At 34.4% G+C, this 16,115-nt stretch carries 14 protein-coding genes; 8 read left to right on the top strand and 6 right to left on the bottom strand.

Annotated elements, in window-relative coordinates; all coding sequences use genetic code 11:
• The first annotated feature begins 2 nt into the window (after nt 1-2).
• Both AC2A1G_RS08865 and AC2A1G_RS08860 read left to right on the top strand, forming a co-directional pair.
• Nucleotides 3-1,427: a RagB/SusD family nutrient uptake outer membrane protein gene (locus AC2A1G_RS08865; RefSeq protein WP_484046560.1), complete on the top strand. Its 1,425-nt coding sequence runs from the start codon at nt 3-5 to the stop codon at nt 1,425-1,427.
• Between the two features lie 5 nt (nt 1,428-1,432).
• Nucleotides 1,433-2,314 carry a DUF5117 domain-containing protein gene (locus tag AC2A1G_RS08860; RefSeq protein WP_484046559.1) on the top strand — a complete coding sequence of 294 codons (882 nt, stop codon included), beginning with the start codon at nt 1,433-1,435 and terminating at the stop codon, nt 2,312-2,314.
• Here AC2A1G_RS08860 and AC2A1G_RS08855 read toward each other — a convergent pair.
• Nucleotides 2,267-3,163, bottom strand: coding sequence for an SDR family oxidoreductase (locus AC2A1G_RS08855; protein ID WP_484046558.1), 897 nt, complete (start codon nt 3,161-3,163; stop codon nt 2,267-2,269). The two genes, AC2A1G_RS08860 and AC2A1G_RS08855, sit on opposite strands and share 48 nt — an antisense overlap.
• A gap of 797 nt (nt 3,164-3,960) precedes the next feature.
• Here AC2A1G_RS08855 and AC2A1G_RS08850 point away from each other — a divergent pair.
• The 4 genes from AC2A1G_RS08850 to AC2A1G_RS08835 all read left to right on the top strand — a co-directional run bounded on the left by AC2A1G_RS08850 (nt 3,961) and on the right by AC2A1G_RS08835 (nt 6,231).
• Nucleotides 3,961-4,521: a Crp/Fnr family transcriptional regulator gene (locus AC2A1G_RS08850; protein WP_484046557.1), complete on the top strand. Its 561-nt coding sequence runs from the start codon at nt 3,961-3,963 to the stop codon at nt 4,519-4,521.
• Between the two features lie 76 nt (nt 4,522-4,597).
• Nucleotides 4,598-5,461: an SDR family oxidoreductase gene (locus AC2A1G_RS08845; RefSeq protein ID WP_484046556.1), complete on the top strand. Its 864-nt coding sequence runs from the start codon at nt 4,598-4,600 to the stop codon at nt 5,459-5,461.
• A 5-nt stretch (nt 5,462-5,466) separates the two neighbouring features.
• Nucleotides 5,467-5,793 carry a DMT family transporter gene (locus AC2A1G_RS08840; protein ID WP_484046555.1) on the top strand — a complete coding sequence of 109 codons (327 nt, stop codon included), beginning with the start codon at nt 5,467-5,469 and terminating at the stop codon, nt 5,791-5,793.
• Between the two features lie 117 nt (nt 5,794-5,910).
• On the top strand, nt 5,911-6,231 hold the full coding sequence (locus AC2A1G_RS08835; RefSeq protein WP_404986302.1) for a MarR family winged helix-turn-helix transcriptional regulator: 321 nt from the start codon (nt 5,911-5,913) through the stop codon (nt 6,229-6,231).
• Between the two features lies 1 nt (nt 6,232).
• On the opposite strand, the gene AC2A1G_RS08830 is transcribed toward AC2A1G_RS08835, so the two are convergent.
• From AC2A1G_RS08830 to AC2A1G_RS08815, 4 genes are all read right to left on the bottom strand, one after another.
• Complete coding sequence (locus AC2A1G_RS08830) at nt 6,233-7,630, bottom strand: MFS transporter (RefSeq protein WP_484046554.1); 1,398 nt, start codon at nt 7,628-7,630, stop codon at nt 6,233-6,235.
• Between the two features lie 3 nt (nt 7,631-7,633).
• Nucleotides 7,634-8,272 carry a uridine kinase family protein gene (locus AC2A1G_RS08825; RefSeq protein WP_484046553.1) on the bottom strand — a complete coding sequence of 213 codons (639 nt, stop codon included), beginning with the start codon at nt 8,270-8,272 and terminating at the stop codon, nt 7,634-7,636.
• 57 nt (nt 8,273-8,329) lie between these two features.
• Nucleotides 8,330-9,451: a glycoside hydrolase 100 family protein gene (locus tag AC2A1G_RS08820; RefSeq protein WP_484046552.1), complete on the bottom strand. Its 1,122-nt coding sequence runs from the start codon at nt 9,449-9,451 to the stop codon at nt 8,330-8,332.
• A 108-nt stretch (nt 9,452-9,559) separates the two neighbouring features.
• A complete protein-coding gene (locus AC2A1G_RS08815) occupies nt 9,560-12,025 on the bottom strand; it encodes a TonB-dependent receptor domain-containing protein (protein WP_484046551.1) in 2,466 nt (821 codons plus the stop codon).
• Nucleotides 12,026-12,219: 194 nt separating this feature from the next.
• On the opposite strand from AC2A1G_RS08815, the gene AC2A1G_RS08810 reads away from it, so the two are divergent.
• Together AC2A1G_RS08810 and AC2A1G_RS08805 are read left to right on the top strand one after the other, a co-directional pair.
• Complete coding sequence (locus AC2A1G_RS08810; protein ID WP_484046550.1) at nt 12,220-13,191, top strand: LacI family DNA-binding transcriptional regulator; 972 nt, start codon at nt 12,220-12,222, stop codon at nt 13,189-13,191.
• Nucleotides 13,192-13,560: 369 nt separating this feature from the next.
• Nucleotides 13,561-14,331: a hypothetical protein gene (locus AC2A1G_RS08805; protein WP_484046549.1), complete on the top strand. Its 771-nt coding sequence runs from the start codon at nt 13,561-13,563 to the stop codon at nt 14,329-14,331.
• A gap of 690 nt (nt 14,332-15,021) precedes the next feature.
• On the opposite strand, the gene AC2A1G_RS08800 is transcribed toward AC2A1G_RS08805, so the two are convergent.
• Nucleotides 15,022-16,101 carry a S8 family peptidase gene (locus AC2A1G_RS08800; protein ID WP_484046548.1) on the bottom strand — a complete coding sequence of 360 codons (1,080 nt, stop codon included), beginning with the start codon at nt 16,099-16,101 and terminating at the stop codon, nt 15,022-15,024.
• Between the last annotated feature and the right edge of the window lie 14 nt (nt 16,102-16,115).

Here is a 16,115-nt window from a genome sequence, read left to right as displayed (position 1 = left end):
AAATGAAACATATAAAAATTATATTGCTGTCGCTGATGATTTTAAGTACAACATCTTGCGAAGATTATACAGATATTACTCCAAAAGGAGCATTGGTTATAGAAACGGCAGACCAGTTTCACGAAATGGTATCATTGCCAAACAGGGGATATCCTATCAACAATTTTCAATATTTATCAGACGATCAGTGGATGAGAGAAGCCAATGTGATAGGCAAAACGCCCAACATCGATATTCTTAATTTTACCTTTGATGAAAGTGTAGATAGAGTTTCACTGATGAAAACATCCAGCTTTTACAATCAGGCTTATTCGTACATCAACCGATGGAATACCATTATTTCATTGGTTGATAACAGCAAAGGAGATGAAGGCACGAAACAATTGGCAAAAGCAGAAGCCAAAATTTACAGAGCGTACGATCACTTTTTGCTGGTCAACACTTATGCAAAAGCCTATGATCCGCAGACTTCTGCTAATGATGGAGGAATTTGCATTATGGATAAATTCGATCTGGAAGCTCAGCCATCAAAGTCAACGGTAGCACAAGTTTATGAATTTATACAGAAGGATATAGAAGAGGCTCTCCCCCACATTCAGGCAAAACCACTTGATATTTACCATCCTTCATTGGCATTTGCTTATGCTTTCAAAGCTAAAGTTCATTTGTTCAAAAGTGAAATTGCAGAAGCTCAGGCAGCAGCTGAAAAATCGTTAAGCTACAATAATCAAATATTTGACCTTGTAGCTTACAATCAACAAGGAGGACCCAACGCAGTTGCGGTTCCTGCAGCCAACAATATTGAAGTATTGAGTTATATGTACATGACAGGCTATAATGAAATGAATTTTGCTCAAAGTAATATCATCAGTCCTGAACTGCGTACTCTATTTGGGAACAATGATGCACGTTTTAATTTGTTTTTCAATTCTACAAGTTCGACCAATCTGGATCAGGGTTCCAATACAGCCTATTGGGCAACTCAATACACAAAATTTTTCTATCCGACTGTCGGGATGAAAACCACTGAGGTTCATCTGATTCTTGCCGAATGTCATGCCAGACAAAACAGATTCAATGACGCTGTAGCTATTTTAAATACGTTGAGAGCAAAGAGAATCTTATCGGGTACAATAAATTTAGCAGTTCCATCCACCAGAAAAGTAACGATGCAGTTGGTCATCAACGAACGCAGAAAAGAATTGCTCTTAGGTTTCAATCGATTTTTTGACCTTAAAAGACTGAATAATGAAGCCGATTACGCAAAAACGGTCACAAGATTATTTCCATTGGTCAACACAGCTGTTCCTCAAAAAACGTATACATTACAGCCTAATTCAAGATTGTACATTATACCTTTTCCGCTGTCGGCACTGACAAAAAATCCAAAGCTTACCTTAAATACCAACGAAACAGTTCCATTTTAATTCTAATGAAGAAATTATTGAAATTAATAATCTTGTTGTTTATTATTCAACATGGCTTTGCTCAAACCCAATCGGAAAAAAAAGCAGATAGCACCACCACGCCGCAGAAAGGTTTACAGCCCTATGATAAGATTATTAAAAAAAATGCCGTAAGTAAATCAGGTTTATTTACAATTGATGAGCTGGATAATAAGTATTATTTTCAAATTTCAGACAGCTTATTTAATCGCTATATGATCGTTGTTACCAGATATCTTTCAACTCCAGAAGGAATGGGGATTTTTGGTGGTGAAAAAGCCAACGAGCAGACAATCTATTTTGAAAAAGGAAGCAATAATACCGTTCTTCTAAGATCTTTGCAGTACAAACAAGATGTCCGCAATCCGGAATCGATGCTCGCAAAAGCATTAGCAGGTAGTAATGAAAATCCCATTGTGACGGCTTTTCCCATAAGAACCATCAATCCTGTGACAGGAGATGTTGTTATTGAGGTAACAGATGCCTTCAAAAAAGACAATGCGATGTTTTCCTTGGAGAATAAAGAGAAAACAGAAAGAAAACTAACGTCTCTTGCTGATGATAAATCTTTTATTGAAACAGTGGATGTCTATCCTATCAACATTGAAATCAAAACAACAAAAACTTACATCAATTCTGCATCAAGCAGCGGAAGTACCACTTTACGATTGAACACCTCGATTGTCCTGCTTCCAAAAATACCGATGCGTAAGCGGTTTGCCGATGAAAGGGTGGGATTTTTTGCTAATAAATACGTCTTGTATGATGATGATCAGCAACGTGCACTAACGAAACATATTATCCAGCGATATATGGTGAGTTTATTTAATAAAATAACCTTTGTTGTCCCTTGCCCAATCTGCCAATGAGGTCATCTTTACAGGAAGTTTTTCTAGAATTTCATTCATCTTTGGATTGAATTTTAAAGGATATTCAGTCGAATTTTGAAGGTTTTCATAATAAGTGGCAACACTTGACGCTCCTGCCTCTCCTACGAATGGTTTTAAGATATCACCAAATTCTTGAGCTTTTTGCGGATAATAAACAATTTCTTCTCCTACGCCATTAGAAAAGGCTGATGCTAATTCATCCCCTTTTAGATTTTCCAACCCACTAATTTTAAAATTATCTCCTTTTAAATCTTCATTATAAATTGCTTCAACAACAAATGCACTCACATCTCTTGACGCAATCCATCCAATAGGCATTGCTTCAGGTGTAGGATAAGCTATTTTTTTCTCACTGATAATAAAAGGTGCACAGAATGGACCCATCATATTTTCCATATAAATAGTTGGTTCTATGATCACATAATCCACTCCACTATTTTTCAAATAATCTTGAACATCCACTTTTACATCATCTACCGGGGAACCAATTTTTTTGGATTCTACCCAACCGCTTGTATTCCAAACAATTTTCTTTACTCCATTTGCTTTAGCTGCATCAATTAAATTTTTAGAATATTGCAAACCATCAAAAGGGTTAGGAAGTGATACAGGAATCATAAAGGCAATTGCATCAATATCTTTAGTAATTTCGTTAATTTTATCGGCATCAGCCAAATTTGCTAAAACAGGCGTTGCTCCCGCCCGAGCTAATTTGTCAAAACTACTTTCTGAACTTGTTGCAGCAATTACATCGGCACCTTTTTTCTTTGCTTCGCCTATTACATTAAATTGTTGTGAGCCTGTGGCTCCAAATACTAAAATTTTCATATTCCGACTTTTTTTATTCGATTAATATTATCACAAATCTAAGTACACACTCACTTTCATACAAGTACCCACCTAAAAGTCAATAACTTACTAAAATGTTAGAATTATTGATTATCAGCATAAAAAAATTAAAAAAAAATTCCTTGTTATTTTTTGATGAGAAAATCCTTTTTATAAATTTCGATATAACATTGGAGATACTTAAACTAAGATTATTAAAAGGTTTAAATAATTTCCAAATTTTAGATATACCAATTAAACATCCTGTTAAAGTTAAGCCTAAGCCTTAATTTTAATATATAAAACGAGAGAGGAAAATCTATAATCCAACTTGTAAGAGAATAGCAATTTAACTAAGTCATGAAAGAAGTAATGTCACTGAAATTACCCGAGAACTATGAACTTAAAGTCACATTTTCTATAAATTTTGGAAAGAGCATAAAGATTTTGAAAGGGAAAGTTTACCTGGTAATGGAAATTTAAAACTAATTTTTGAGCAAGGAAAAATCCATGAATTAAAGAAAAAACGTTAAATTTAAAAAAAAGCAATCAGCATTTTTTCCAAAAAGGATTCTACGAAATATGGAATCAATTAAAACGATGAATCCCTTTTTACGATTGAAAAAAAGTGCGTTGTTCCTGAAGTTGGTTTCATCCATAACTTCAAATAGAAAAGCAGGTCTGTTTAGAATAAATTATAAGAATTCTTTAATATCAAAAGATAAATTAATCAATAAATCAGTCCTTAGATTTAAGTGTTTTCTTTAATTTTGAAATCATATTTCTTTTAAAATACAATGAATCCACTCATCAAAAAATTTAAAGAATACGGAAGCCTGACACCCGAAATTGAGAAGGAACTTTCCATCAGAATCAAATCCCAAACAAAGCAAAAAGGAGATTTTTTCCTGAAACAAGGACAGATTGTTTCTAGCCTGTTTATCATTGAGAAAGGTTTGGTACGCTCATTTTTTATGGAGGATGACAAAGAGGTCAACTCCTGGTTTGGGTTCGAAAATATTATTTTAGGATCCATTTTACCATTATTCTACAAACTTCCTTCTTTCGAAAACATCCAGTTTTTGGAGAAGTCTACCTATTATTACATCACAATGGATGATCTTAATGAGCTGTACAAAAGGTATCATCCTATGGAAACTATTGGCAGAATAATGGCCGAGGAATATTGTAAAATTATGGAAGAACGCATAATTTCGCTGCACATCCAGTCTGCTGAAGAGCGTTATAATACTTTGCTAAAAGAACAACACGATGTCACACAACGCGTATCTCTAGGTCACATTGCATCATATCTTGGCATCACTCAGGAGACACTGAGCAGGATAAGAAAGAAGTAAACTTATTTTGACATTTGTCAAAAAATTATTTTCCTTTAATATTTTCCTTTGCATCATTAATTTAATAATACAGATTATGATATTAGTTACAGGCGCAGCAGGACAATTGGGAACAGCAGTCATCAATCAACTTTTGACAAAGATTTCAGCAGGTCAAATCATCGCAATGGTAAGGTCTGAAGAAAAAGGAAAATCTCTCAAAACCAAAGGTATCGAAATCCGAATTGCCGATTATGCAGATAAAGCCTCCATTGAAAAGGCCGTTCAAGGCATTACAAAATTATTATTGGTAAGTGGAAGTAGTGAGGATGCTCTTACAGAACACAAAAACGTAATAGATTCTGCCAAAGATGCAGGCGTTTCTCAAATCTATTACACCAGTGGAGCAAGAAATGAAGATGTTACTGAGTCCAAATTAGGACCTTTAACCGACGCTTATTCAACTACCGAAAATTATATTATCGCCAGCGGATTATCATACACCATTTTCCAAAATGGTCTTTATGCAGAAACACTTCCCTTTTTTATAGGTTACGATGTAGTTAATACAGGAATTTCTTTTCCAGCCGGAGACGGAGAAGCATCTTTTGCCAAAAGGGAAGAGATGGGAAAAGCGATAGCAAATGTTTTGGCCACTGACGGGCACCAGAATAAAATCTACAAACTCACAGGCATAATCTCCTACTCTTTTTCTGAGATTGCAAAATTACTTTCAGAATTCTCCGGAAAAAAAGTAGCTTATCAAAGTCCCGAACCAAAAGACTATGAAATAAAGCTGAAAGAATATGGTGTCAGCGAAATAGATGTTTGGTATTCTTCCCTGCTAGCTTCCATTATCAGAAATGATGAGTATAATGTGGTTTCGCCCGATTTGGAAGAACTTTTAGGACACAGAGCTACGGATCTTGAAATCTATTTGGAAGATACATTTATTAATTAAAAATTATGAAATATTTATTTCTCGGTCTAGCCATTATCTTTGAGGTCATTGGTTCAAGCTTTATGAAAGCTTCCGAAGGATTTACCAAGTGGTTCCCGTCTGCGATAGTCGTTATTGCTTATCTGATATGCTTTTATTTCTTATCTCTGGCCTTGAAAATGATTCCTTTGGGAGTTGCATATGCTATTTGGGCAGGTTTGGGTATCGTGCTTACTGCTGCAGTTTCGGTTTTTATTTTCAAACAGAAGTTGGATCTTGCAGCAATTGTTGGCATTGTATTCATTGTCATCGGTGTGTTCATTATGAATTTCTTTTCTAAAACCTCACATTGATCATGTTTCATTATTGGAATAAAAAACTTCTCACATAATATAGACTGCCCTAAAAAAAATTGACACTTTTTCGGGGCAGTTCATTAGAAGATGAATCTTTTTTTGGCAAAAATTAAGTTGATTGAAAAAAACTGTTATAAAAAACAAACTAGAACTCAAATTATCAAAAGACTCTTGGAAGCTGGATTTTTAGAAGAAAAAAATGATGAAGATGACAAACGCAGTAAACGATTAAATCTCACAAAAAAAGGCGAAGAAATTTTCCACGCCTCAGTTTCTAATGTCAACCTAACTTCAAAAATCTTATGCGGGAAATTGGATGATACTGAAAAGTCTGAATTTCTTAAAACGTTGAAAAAGCTGAATGAATTCCATTCTCATCTTTATGCGGATTATAAAAGTGCTGATATTGGAATGATTATCAAAGTTTTTGGATAAATTAATGAGCCATTTTCTTTACTTTAATCATCATCACCGATAAAGATGCTAAGAGAAATAAAATTCCCGCCATTATGATAGCATTTGAAGGGTTGTTGCCTAAGAAATATTTGTAGATAAATCCAAATGAAATGGTCTGAATCAACATCGGAATAACAATCATCATATTGATAACGCCCATATAAACGCCTCTTTTGTTAGATGGTATCGACGGAGAAACCATTGAATATGGTAATCCCATCATCGCTGCCCAACCGATTCCAAAAAGAACCATCGGTAGTAATATCAAGTATTCATTTTGAATGAACGGTAAAATCAACAATGATATTCCTGTACCTACAAGACAAAAAATATAAACATTTTTAGAAGAATATTTTAGTGCAAAGGGAATAAGCAGCAATGCTGATATCATCGTGATAAAATTATAAAAACCATTCATTAATCCTGTTTGTCCAACGGCCGTTTCTACCAAACGAAGTACATTGTGAGCCCATTCTATGTCAATCGAATTTCCCAAACCTGTCTTTGAAAGTTCAAGAATATGCTTAGCTTTTACTTCATCATTTTCAGAAACTTGATACAAGGTTTGCTTGATCATTGGCGTAACGAACTGCCAGTAACAGAAAAGCGCATACCATTGAAATAAGTAAACAAGTGCCAATTGCCAAAGTATTTTCGGCATTTTTACTATGGCTGTAAAAATATCAACGAATGGCGTGAAAACTGTGTCATTTTCTTTTTCCAATTTTAATTGCACCAATTCTTCTTCAGTTGGCGGAATTTCAGGGGTTTTGTAAACCGACCAAACCACCGATGCAATCGAACAGAAAGACCCTAAGAAAAATGAATAATAAACCCAAGCAGGAATTCCTCCGGATTCAGAACTTCCTCCGAAATATTTCTGAAAAACAAATAAAGATAAATTAGCCAAGGTAATTCCACCACCTACAAACAGACTCTGCATCTGAAAACCATAGGTTTGCTGTTCCTCCGGAAGTTTATCGCCAATAAAAGCTCTGTAAGGTTCCATTGCCGTATTATTTGCAGCATCTAAAATCCACAATAATCCGACTGCCATCCAGATGGAAGAACTGAATGGAAAAACGAACAACGCCAAACTACAAAATATAGCACCCAACAAAAAGAACGGTTTCCGTCTCCCCCATTTTACACTCCAGGTCTTATCACTTATCGCTCCTATCAACGGTTGAATCAACAATCCCGTAACCGGACCTGCCAAATTAAGAATTGGAAGTTGGTCTGCGTGAGCACCCAAAAATGAATATAACGGATTTACTGCAGTCTGCTGAAGCCCGAAACTATACTGAATCCCGAAAAAACCGACATTCATATTCCAGATTTGCCAGAAACTGAGTTTAGGAATTATTTTTTTATTCATAATCTATGCCTTTAAAATTTCGTAATTTTTTCCGAGGACGATATCCGCTTTTTCTTTGAACTGATGAATAATATTGTGTTCAATTTTCAAGACCTTTTCAATAAAATCACTCTGCTCGTCACGGTTTCTTTCCATTCGTTTTTTATAGGTATCCTGATAATTCCGATTGATGAAAATACTGAAATCAAAATCATCGATGCTCAAAATATAAGTACCTTCTATAATGATAACCTGAATGTCTTCTAAATCCAAAATTTCCTCAGAAATAGAGTTATTTTGATAATGAACGAGTGGTTTTTTAAGAATAGATTTCCCTTCTTTAAATTCCTGAATATTGTTCTGAATTAAATCCAAGTAAACCTCGTGCATTCCAACATTATCAAAACTTTTCTCTCGGTTCTCGTGGTTGGTTTTTGGAGGAAGTTTAAAGTAATCATCCATTTGAATGACTATGCTTTTAATACCATTTTCTTCCAAAACATTTTTCAAAGCAAAGGCTGTGACTGATTTCCCACTACCGCTTTCTCCACAAATTCCTACCGCCCATTTTTTTTCGTGATTATATTTTTCTTTAAAAATTTTATAAATATTCTCAGCGGTATCCAGATGTTTCTGTTCTAAATTAATTACATCTCCAATCATCTTTTAATCAGTTTTAAAAATAAATAGTTTTTGTTTACCATTAGTCAGTCGCTCAATTTAAACCTTCATCAAAAGATATCCGGAAGCCGAAAAGCACAATTGATCTGTTCCTGAAGGAATAAGTTTATCAGTTGAATAATATTCTTTGAAACTTGAGCCTTTTTCTCTTAGAAGCTCTTCGTATTGATTCACAATTTTTTCAGGAATCTCATCGTAACCTCTTTTCTTTAATCCCAAACAAAGCCAACCAAGGTAAATGGGCCACGAACCACCGTTGTGAAATTGATAGGGTTCGTTTTTAAAATCATAACTGTAATTGTTTTCCAGCAAGTTCCAGTCAGTATCTTTTGGAAAGATAATCGGGTAAAAAACAGGAAGCATCCAATGTTGAAATTCATCATTCAATTGTTCCAAAAATTGAGTAAAACCATCCAAATCTAAATCAAAACCTAAAAGAATCGCCAACGCATTTCCTGCAAGGTCGAAACGTTCATCGTAACCGTTTGCATTCAAAGATGCCCATAAAAAAGGTTTTTCATTTGCTTTTTGATACGCCGTTGGATGATATTTGGATTCATCAGAATTGTTCTTTCTGAAATTATTTTCGATTAGTTTTTTGATAGATTCTGCAAGAGATTTCAGATTTTCATCCTGATAAACTTCAGATGCTTTTTTCAAAGCCCAATATCGAAGAACATTATCATACAAGACGTAACCTGAAGTCACATATTCATCTGCCCAATTTCCTCCCAATGGACTGTATAAAAGACCTCTTTGATTAAATTCCCAGGTTTTCAGACAAGAAAAAGCTTTGTATATTTTATCTTTTAAAGTTTCTTTTAAGGATTCATCTTTCGTGAAAATCATATATTCACAAGCTCCAATAATCCACCATAATGTTGCATCTGTTCTGCCGACAAGTGTTCCGTAACTCGCTTTATCTCCGTAGACATTGGAAGGAATCTGTCCGTTTTCTGCCTGATGATTTGCAAGGGTTGTTATTGATTTTTTCAAACCATCAACAATCATTTGATTTTTAATCAAAATTCCCGTAATTCCCGTCATCATAGAATCTCTTGACCAGACTCTTGCATAATTGTCTTTCTTTTCAGAAGATGCAAGGATTCCCTGGTCTGAGATCGCTTGTTCAATAACGTTTAAGGCTTGTTGTGTAAACATATATTTTTATTAAATGAGTATGAAAACTAACAGCAGAATCTGCTGTTAGTTCATAGTATAAATTTATTTTACTTTTAATAATTAACTATCTGAAAATCAATATTTTTATTAAAAATCAAATTTCACACTCGCTCCGAAAGTTCTTCCCGGTAATGTTCTCGCTCTGATGATTCCGTTGGTTCCCTGCAAACTTCCCTCTTCTGCTTCTGTAATCGCCAAAGAATTGAATACATTGTTGGCATTAACATTCAAGGTTAGATTTTTCAGTAATCTATAAGAAATGTAAGGATTTACAATCACATAACCAGGCATAATCAGTTTATTGCTGTCTTGAGTAAATGCTTTTGTAGAACCAACTGCAAAGAAACCAAAGCTTAATTTTTCAATATTTACATTCGGATTGAAAGAATACATAAATTTCGGAGTTCTTCTCGGCATATTGCCAATAATGGTCTTATCAATCGCATTTTTAATTTCTGCGTGCGTGTAAGTCAAACCTGCTTTGATGTCAAAGTTTTTATTGATTTTATAGAATCCGTCGAACTCAACTCCGAATGATTGGTATTTATTTTCCGTTCTAAGTTGAGTCGTTGCTTCGTAATTTGCTTCAATCGTTCTAGCCTGAAACAATGTTGTATTCAGAAAATAGTTTGAACCCCTTAATTTGTAACCTACTTCGATTTGATTCAGTTTATTCACTTTTACTGCATCTAAAGCCGGATCATCATTATTGGTATAATTGTAACCTGCAAAAAGAATTCTGTCTGCAGAAGCACTTCCACCTTGGCTTACTCTTGCAAAAACTGCGTTATGAGAATTTAAAGCATAGTTAGCCCCAAATGAATATCCGAAAATACCATATTGATAATCTACAGGAACGGTTCCGTTTACGACTTCCACTGCCAGTTCGGGTATTTCCAAAGTTCCGTTTTGATTAATGTCCATTGCACGTTTCGTATTCTGTGTTCCTGAGAAACTTCCCGTAACATTTCCGAAATCATATCTTGCTCCGAAATCCAAAGTCAATTTTTCAATCGGATTGATTTCCACCTGAGCGTGCGGAGCAATCACTGAGTATTTGGTATCGTAAATTCTGTTCACGCCGCCAAAAGCAGGAACGCCGTAATTTAGAAGTCCGTTATCAGTAATTTTAGTTCCTGTAAGACTCAAAACATCCACTAAACGAGCATTATTATCAGAAACCTCCATCAAATAAGTATTCCAGTTCCAGAAAAGATTGACGTTTTGTGAACTGTTGTAAACGCCGGTATTCAACTTTATTTTATTCCATTTTTTACTGATGTTGACATCGCTGAAGAAATTGTTCAGATTATTCATTTTGGTGTTGAATAAAACCGTTTTCATATATTTCGCATTGCCGTCAACTACTGTATTAGTTCCTGCATACACTGCACTTCCGTAACCCGTAACAGATTCCAAAATTTCAGATTTACTTCCAACTGATGCGGGAAATGGTGCTAGAAACTGACCGTCGTTTGCTGCGTATCTTGCTTTGGCATCGACTTTCCAACCTGAGCCTAAATCATAATTAAATTCAAACCCAACTGTTTTTGAAACTGAATGCATTCCGTCACGAATGTCGCTTTTCAAAATCTGTCTGTTTGCACCAAACGTAACATCATTTTTGAAGTTGGATGATTGTAAAGCGCCTGTTAAAATATCATAGTTATTTAATGAGCTATAATCCGGATTTGAATCTGAACCCGAAACCGCAATAGGCATTGGCATATAAGCTGCTGTTCGGTCATCCAGATATTTTCCATACACTCTGATACTTCCTTTATCGAATTTTTTCAATAATGACAGACGGAATTGTCCTCCGTTATTGGAAGTATAACCTGTTTTTCTCGGACCGTCTCCACCTCTGTAGAAACCTCCTACTCCAATGTAAAAATCTTTTCCAAGTGGTGTTCCATAATCAATATCTGTCCTGAAATTCTTATAATTCAATCCTACCTGCTGCGTGATGCTTCCGCCTTCTTTTTCACCTGTTTTTGTAATAAAGTTAATGATCCCTGCAGGAGAATTGGATGCAAATACAGATGCAGAACCTCCTCTCAAAGCCTCAACACGAGATACGAAAGAATCAAATCTTGTAAACTGATCCTGTGTTCCAAAAGCAATATCACCAAATTGCATCACCGGAAGACCGTCTTCCTGAATCAAAAGATATCGTGAACCCCCTGCAGAAACAGGAACTCCTCTAACAGTAATGTTGGAATTACCCTCACCTCCGGAAGATTCAGCACGGATACCGGGAATCGTTCTGAAGATCTCAGCTGTTGTTCTTGGCGCTGAATTAATGATATCCGCTGACTTCAAAGTGGAAATTGACGTACTGGTTTTGATCGAAGCTTTCGGATTTGAATTTCCTGTAATGACTACCTCGTCAATTGTCTTACTTCTTGGAGATATTGTGTCAGTTTCGGCAGACTGTGCGAACATAAATGCGGCCATATTCATCGTCCCGAAAATCAGTATTTTTTTGATTACCTGTGATTCCATAATTCTGTTGAGTTTTTTGTTATGTCTCAAAAGTATTTTTTTTACCATATCAAAAAAGAGATTTAAACGGATTGTTAACAGTGTGAAAATATCAACCGTTTGCGCAACCGTTTGCGGTGGATAACTTTTAAGTAAATTAACTTTATATTAACAATTTAATCCTATTTATTTAACAAATATTAACAAAATACTATTGCTTAATTATTCTTAATTTCTCCCGATAATTGATGTCATAACTCAAAATGAAAAGAACGACTATAAAAGACCTTGCGGAAATGCTTAATATAAGTACCTCAACAGTTTCAAGAGCATTGAAGGATCATCCTGATATCAGCAGTTCGGTAAAACTCAAAGTTAAAGAGGCTGCCGAAACATTTAATTATGTTCCAAATGACTTTGCTATCAATTTTAGGAAGAAATCGTCTAAGGTGATTGGACTTATTGTTCCGGAAATAACGATGTTCTTTCTTCCATCAATTATTAACGGTATTTCTTCTGTGCTTAACAAAGAAGGTTACCATTTTTTCATATTATCATCAAATGATTCTTTTGAGACTGAAAAGGAACATCTGGAAACATGCATTAATTCTAGAGTCGATGGTGTTTTAATTTCCCTGACGAACGAAACTAAAGATATTGACCATTTATTAAAACTGAAGGAGATGGAAATTCCTGCTATTATTTTTGACAAAACTGTTTCTCAAAATATTTTCCAATCTGTTATTTTTGATAATATTAGAAATGCTGAACTATGCGCCGACAAATTAATTGATCACGGATGTAAAAATATACTTGCCATCTTTGGTGATGAAAATTTAGAAATCACACAGAGCAGATTGGTGTCATTTGAAAATCGGATGAAACACTTTCCTGCAATAAACCTGAACATTATCTATTGTAAATCCGCTGATCAAGTGAAAGAAAAATTAGACCTTTTACTTGACGACGATTCCATCGATGGTTTTTTTGCTATGAGTGATGAAACACTGATGGGTCTACATAGCTCATTAATCAAAAGAAGCCTGAACAATACCAACAGAAAAGTAGTTTCAATCAGTGAGGGTACTTTACCAAAGTATCTTGATGAAACGTATGACTATCAAGTGAATGATGGAAATGAAATGGGCATCTTCGCCGCAAAGCAATTACTCACTTCTATCAAAAACGAAGCATCGGGAGCTCGAGAAACTGAAACTCTTGTACACCGACTTTAATGATATTTGCTAAAATCATCTTTCATAATCAATGTGGGAGCGACAGAACTGTTTGAATTTAAGTAGGAATAAACAAAGTTCCAATCGCTTGAAAAAAACGCGTCTTTCAGTTGACTTAAAGGTGAAAATTTCAATGGTCAGAATTTTGATATTATTAAAATGTTTCGCCCCAATTAAACTTTCCAAATACAAAATTTGGCTTCATTTTTGACCGCGAAACGATGAAAAATTTTCAAGAGTCAAAATAGCCTTAAGACTTATGTTTTAATTTATCACAAAAATTAGACTTTATATAAAACTTAAATCGTATTAAAATGAAAACAATTTTTTATACGCTGTTACTCAGCTCCTGATATTGAAGAAGGTGTTATGATTAGAGGAAATGGTGATTTACAAAATAATCAAATCCACATGGAAGGTAAAGAATCTGATAAAAAGATTATTGAATATGTATGGAAGGACTATGAAACATTGTTGAGTCCATCTAGTTTAGATATAAAATTTGATATTGTTAGAACAAGTTATTATATAAATCAAAATGGGATACAATATATTGACCCTGCAGCAGTTGCCTCTAAAATCATTAAGATAAAAAAAGTCTATCATGGTAGTATAGATGTTGGTATTTTAAAATCTAATCTCGAAAACCCTACATTTACGCTAACGCAGTCTAATATTGATTCTAATCAAATGGTAGTAAAGAAAACAAATACGGGTTATCGCATTTTAGCTACTGCAATGTATACTTTCTATTTGTCTCCAATTGTATTATTGGAAAAACTATTTAACCCAAGTAAAGTGAGAAATTATAGAGTTGAAGGAAAAAGTTTTGTAGATGATCATCAGATATATCAACGTATTTATCCAACAATTGGCGTTAGTTTAAGTGAAAAAGTATTGGAAAATGTATTTGTGGGTGGAAAATGGGAATTTATTAGAGGAGGTTCATTATTTGTAGGCTATCACTGGGGAAAAGTTAATATCCTAGAGGTTGAAAAAGATTTTGAATTTGAAAAAACATATTTGACACAATCATCCTTTGATTTAAAAAATAAAACAAAATTCAAGGGAGGATTTGCCATAGGTTTAAATTTGGATATAAGAATAATTACTAATCTATTCCAAAGGACTTCTCAATAGTAGTTTATATTTTTTAGAAAAATCTATTATTGCCTAAAGTATAATCAAAATCGTTTTTGATAATTCCTTGTGCAAACGTATGTTATGGAATACATTAATTTGTAAACAGCTTCAAATTCCCACAATAAAAGACTTCTCTAGATTGAGTGTCTGTAAAGTTTTTAGTATATATTTATTTGATAGAAATAAATATTCGCTTACATAAATAATTTTGACACTTTATGTATATTTGATAATATGTAACATGTAAGATTGAGGTTTTTGAAGAAAAACTGCAGCAACTACAATATAACAGGCAGAGACGTTCTTCAGAATATAATATTGGGATTGGTGAAAATTAGTGATAATGTCAGTAGCGTTCAAAATGCCACTCTTTCTGAAATTGCAACTGTCTAAATGAATAATAAAATTAGACTTTCCGAAAAAGAGTGTTGTGGTCAAAATTTATTGTTATTTAAATTACAACAGTACTATTTAAACGTTAATATTTCATAAACCCATATTTATGAAATCAACGTATCTATATATTGGAGTTAGCACTGTTGAAAAAATGAGAAAGCATATTCTCTTTCTTAACAGGAAGAAAAACAGACAGACTCGACGTCAGAATATGGTGCGACTTTTTGACGTATGTGAAAAGCATTTTTCAATTTCAAACTCAGTATATCCCTATAAGCCATTAATAAATATTCAGCTTACTCTGCTAATCATTAATATATTTTGATCTCCCCACCAATTTTCTATTTGCTTTATGGTGGCCGTTGCAAAAATATAACCGAACTCTTTAAAAATCGAAATAGAATGAATCGTATCTTCTGAGATGGTAGTAGCTTGGATATATTCTTTTATATTAACAACACTACTAATGTAGAGAATAACTGAAAGAAATCTGTCAGAAGTGTAGTATTTCATTTGTCGTGAAAGATTAGGATCCCTAAAAAAGTCTATTTTACTTAAATTAATATTCTTTTTATTTGAATTCCTTTTAAGCAATTCAGCAGCTCTTTCAAGTAATATTAAGCCACCTGTGCTCCGGTGTTTTTGGTTGAAGTTAACTGGTAGTGCTGTCTCTTTCAATGCTTGTCCCACCTCAAAAGCAGATACATCTGGAAATTTCATTAAAAGTTGTGCAGCTACTCCAGACACAAGTGCTGTAGCACCACTCGTTCCGGTTTCTATATCGCAAATATTTCCTTCCAAGTCAATAGATAAGCTCTGTGATATACTTAATATATCTGGTTTTTTGCACACGGATTCATCATTTAAACTTCCTGAAAAAAAATGCACTTCACCAGTGGCAGAAGCAGCTCCTACAGATAAGACTTCGGGGTATACACCAGGACTGTGATATTGACCTGCACCACCATTACCGATAGATGCTACAACTAATATTTCATTTTTCACCAAAATTTGGACCAGGGGCTGGAATATAGGATTCCAACCCGGAAATCCAACAGACAAATTAACAATACGTACAGGCTCTTTTATCATCCACATGAGTGCAGATAGTATTCGCGAGATTCTATGTCCCGATTCAATAGCTATGGCTACAAGTAATTCAGCTTCCTGTGCTATTCCTCCAGCCCATTCTTTCGTTTTTCTCCCCACCATTAAACTCGCTGTCATCGTACCATGTCCGTTATTATCCGATAACTCAATATCAGGATCATAATTCCCATAATAATCAAAATAGCGATAACTGTTGATAGTTCCTTTGAAGATAGAAAGATCAGGATTGAGGCCAGAATCAATGTGACCGATTAAAATCATTCTTTAAAATAATA

This window comes from Chryseobacterium sp. HNCC26DJ240 (genome assembly GCF_057180485.1).
Note: the sequence above shows the minus strand (reverse complement) of the source record. Positions and strands in the feature narration are given on the sequence as shown.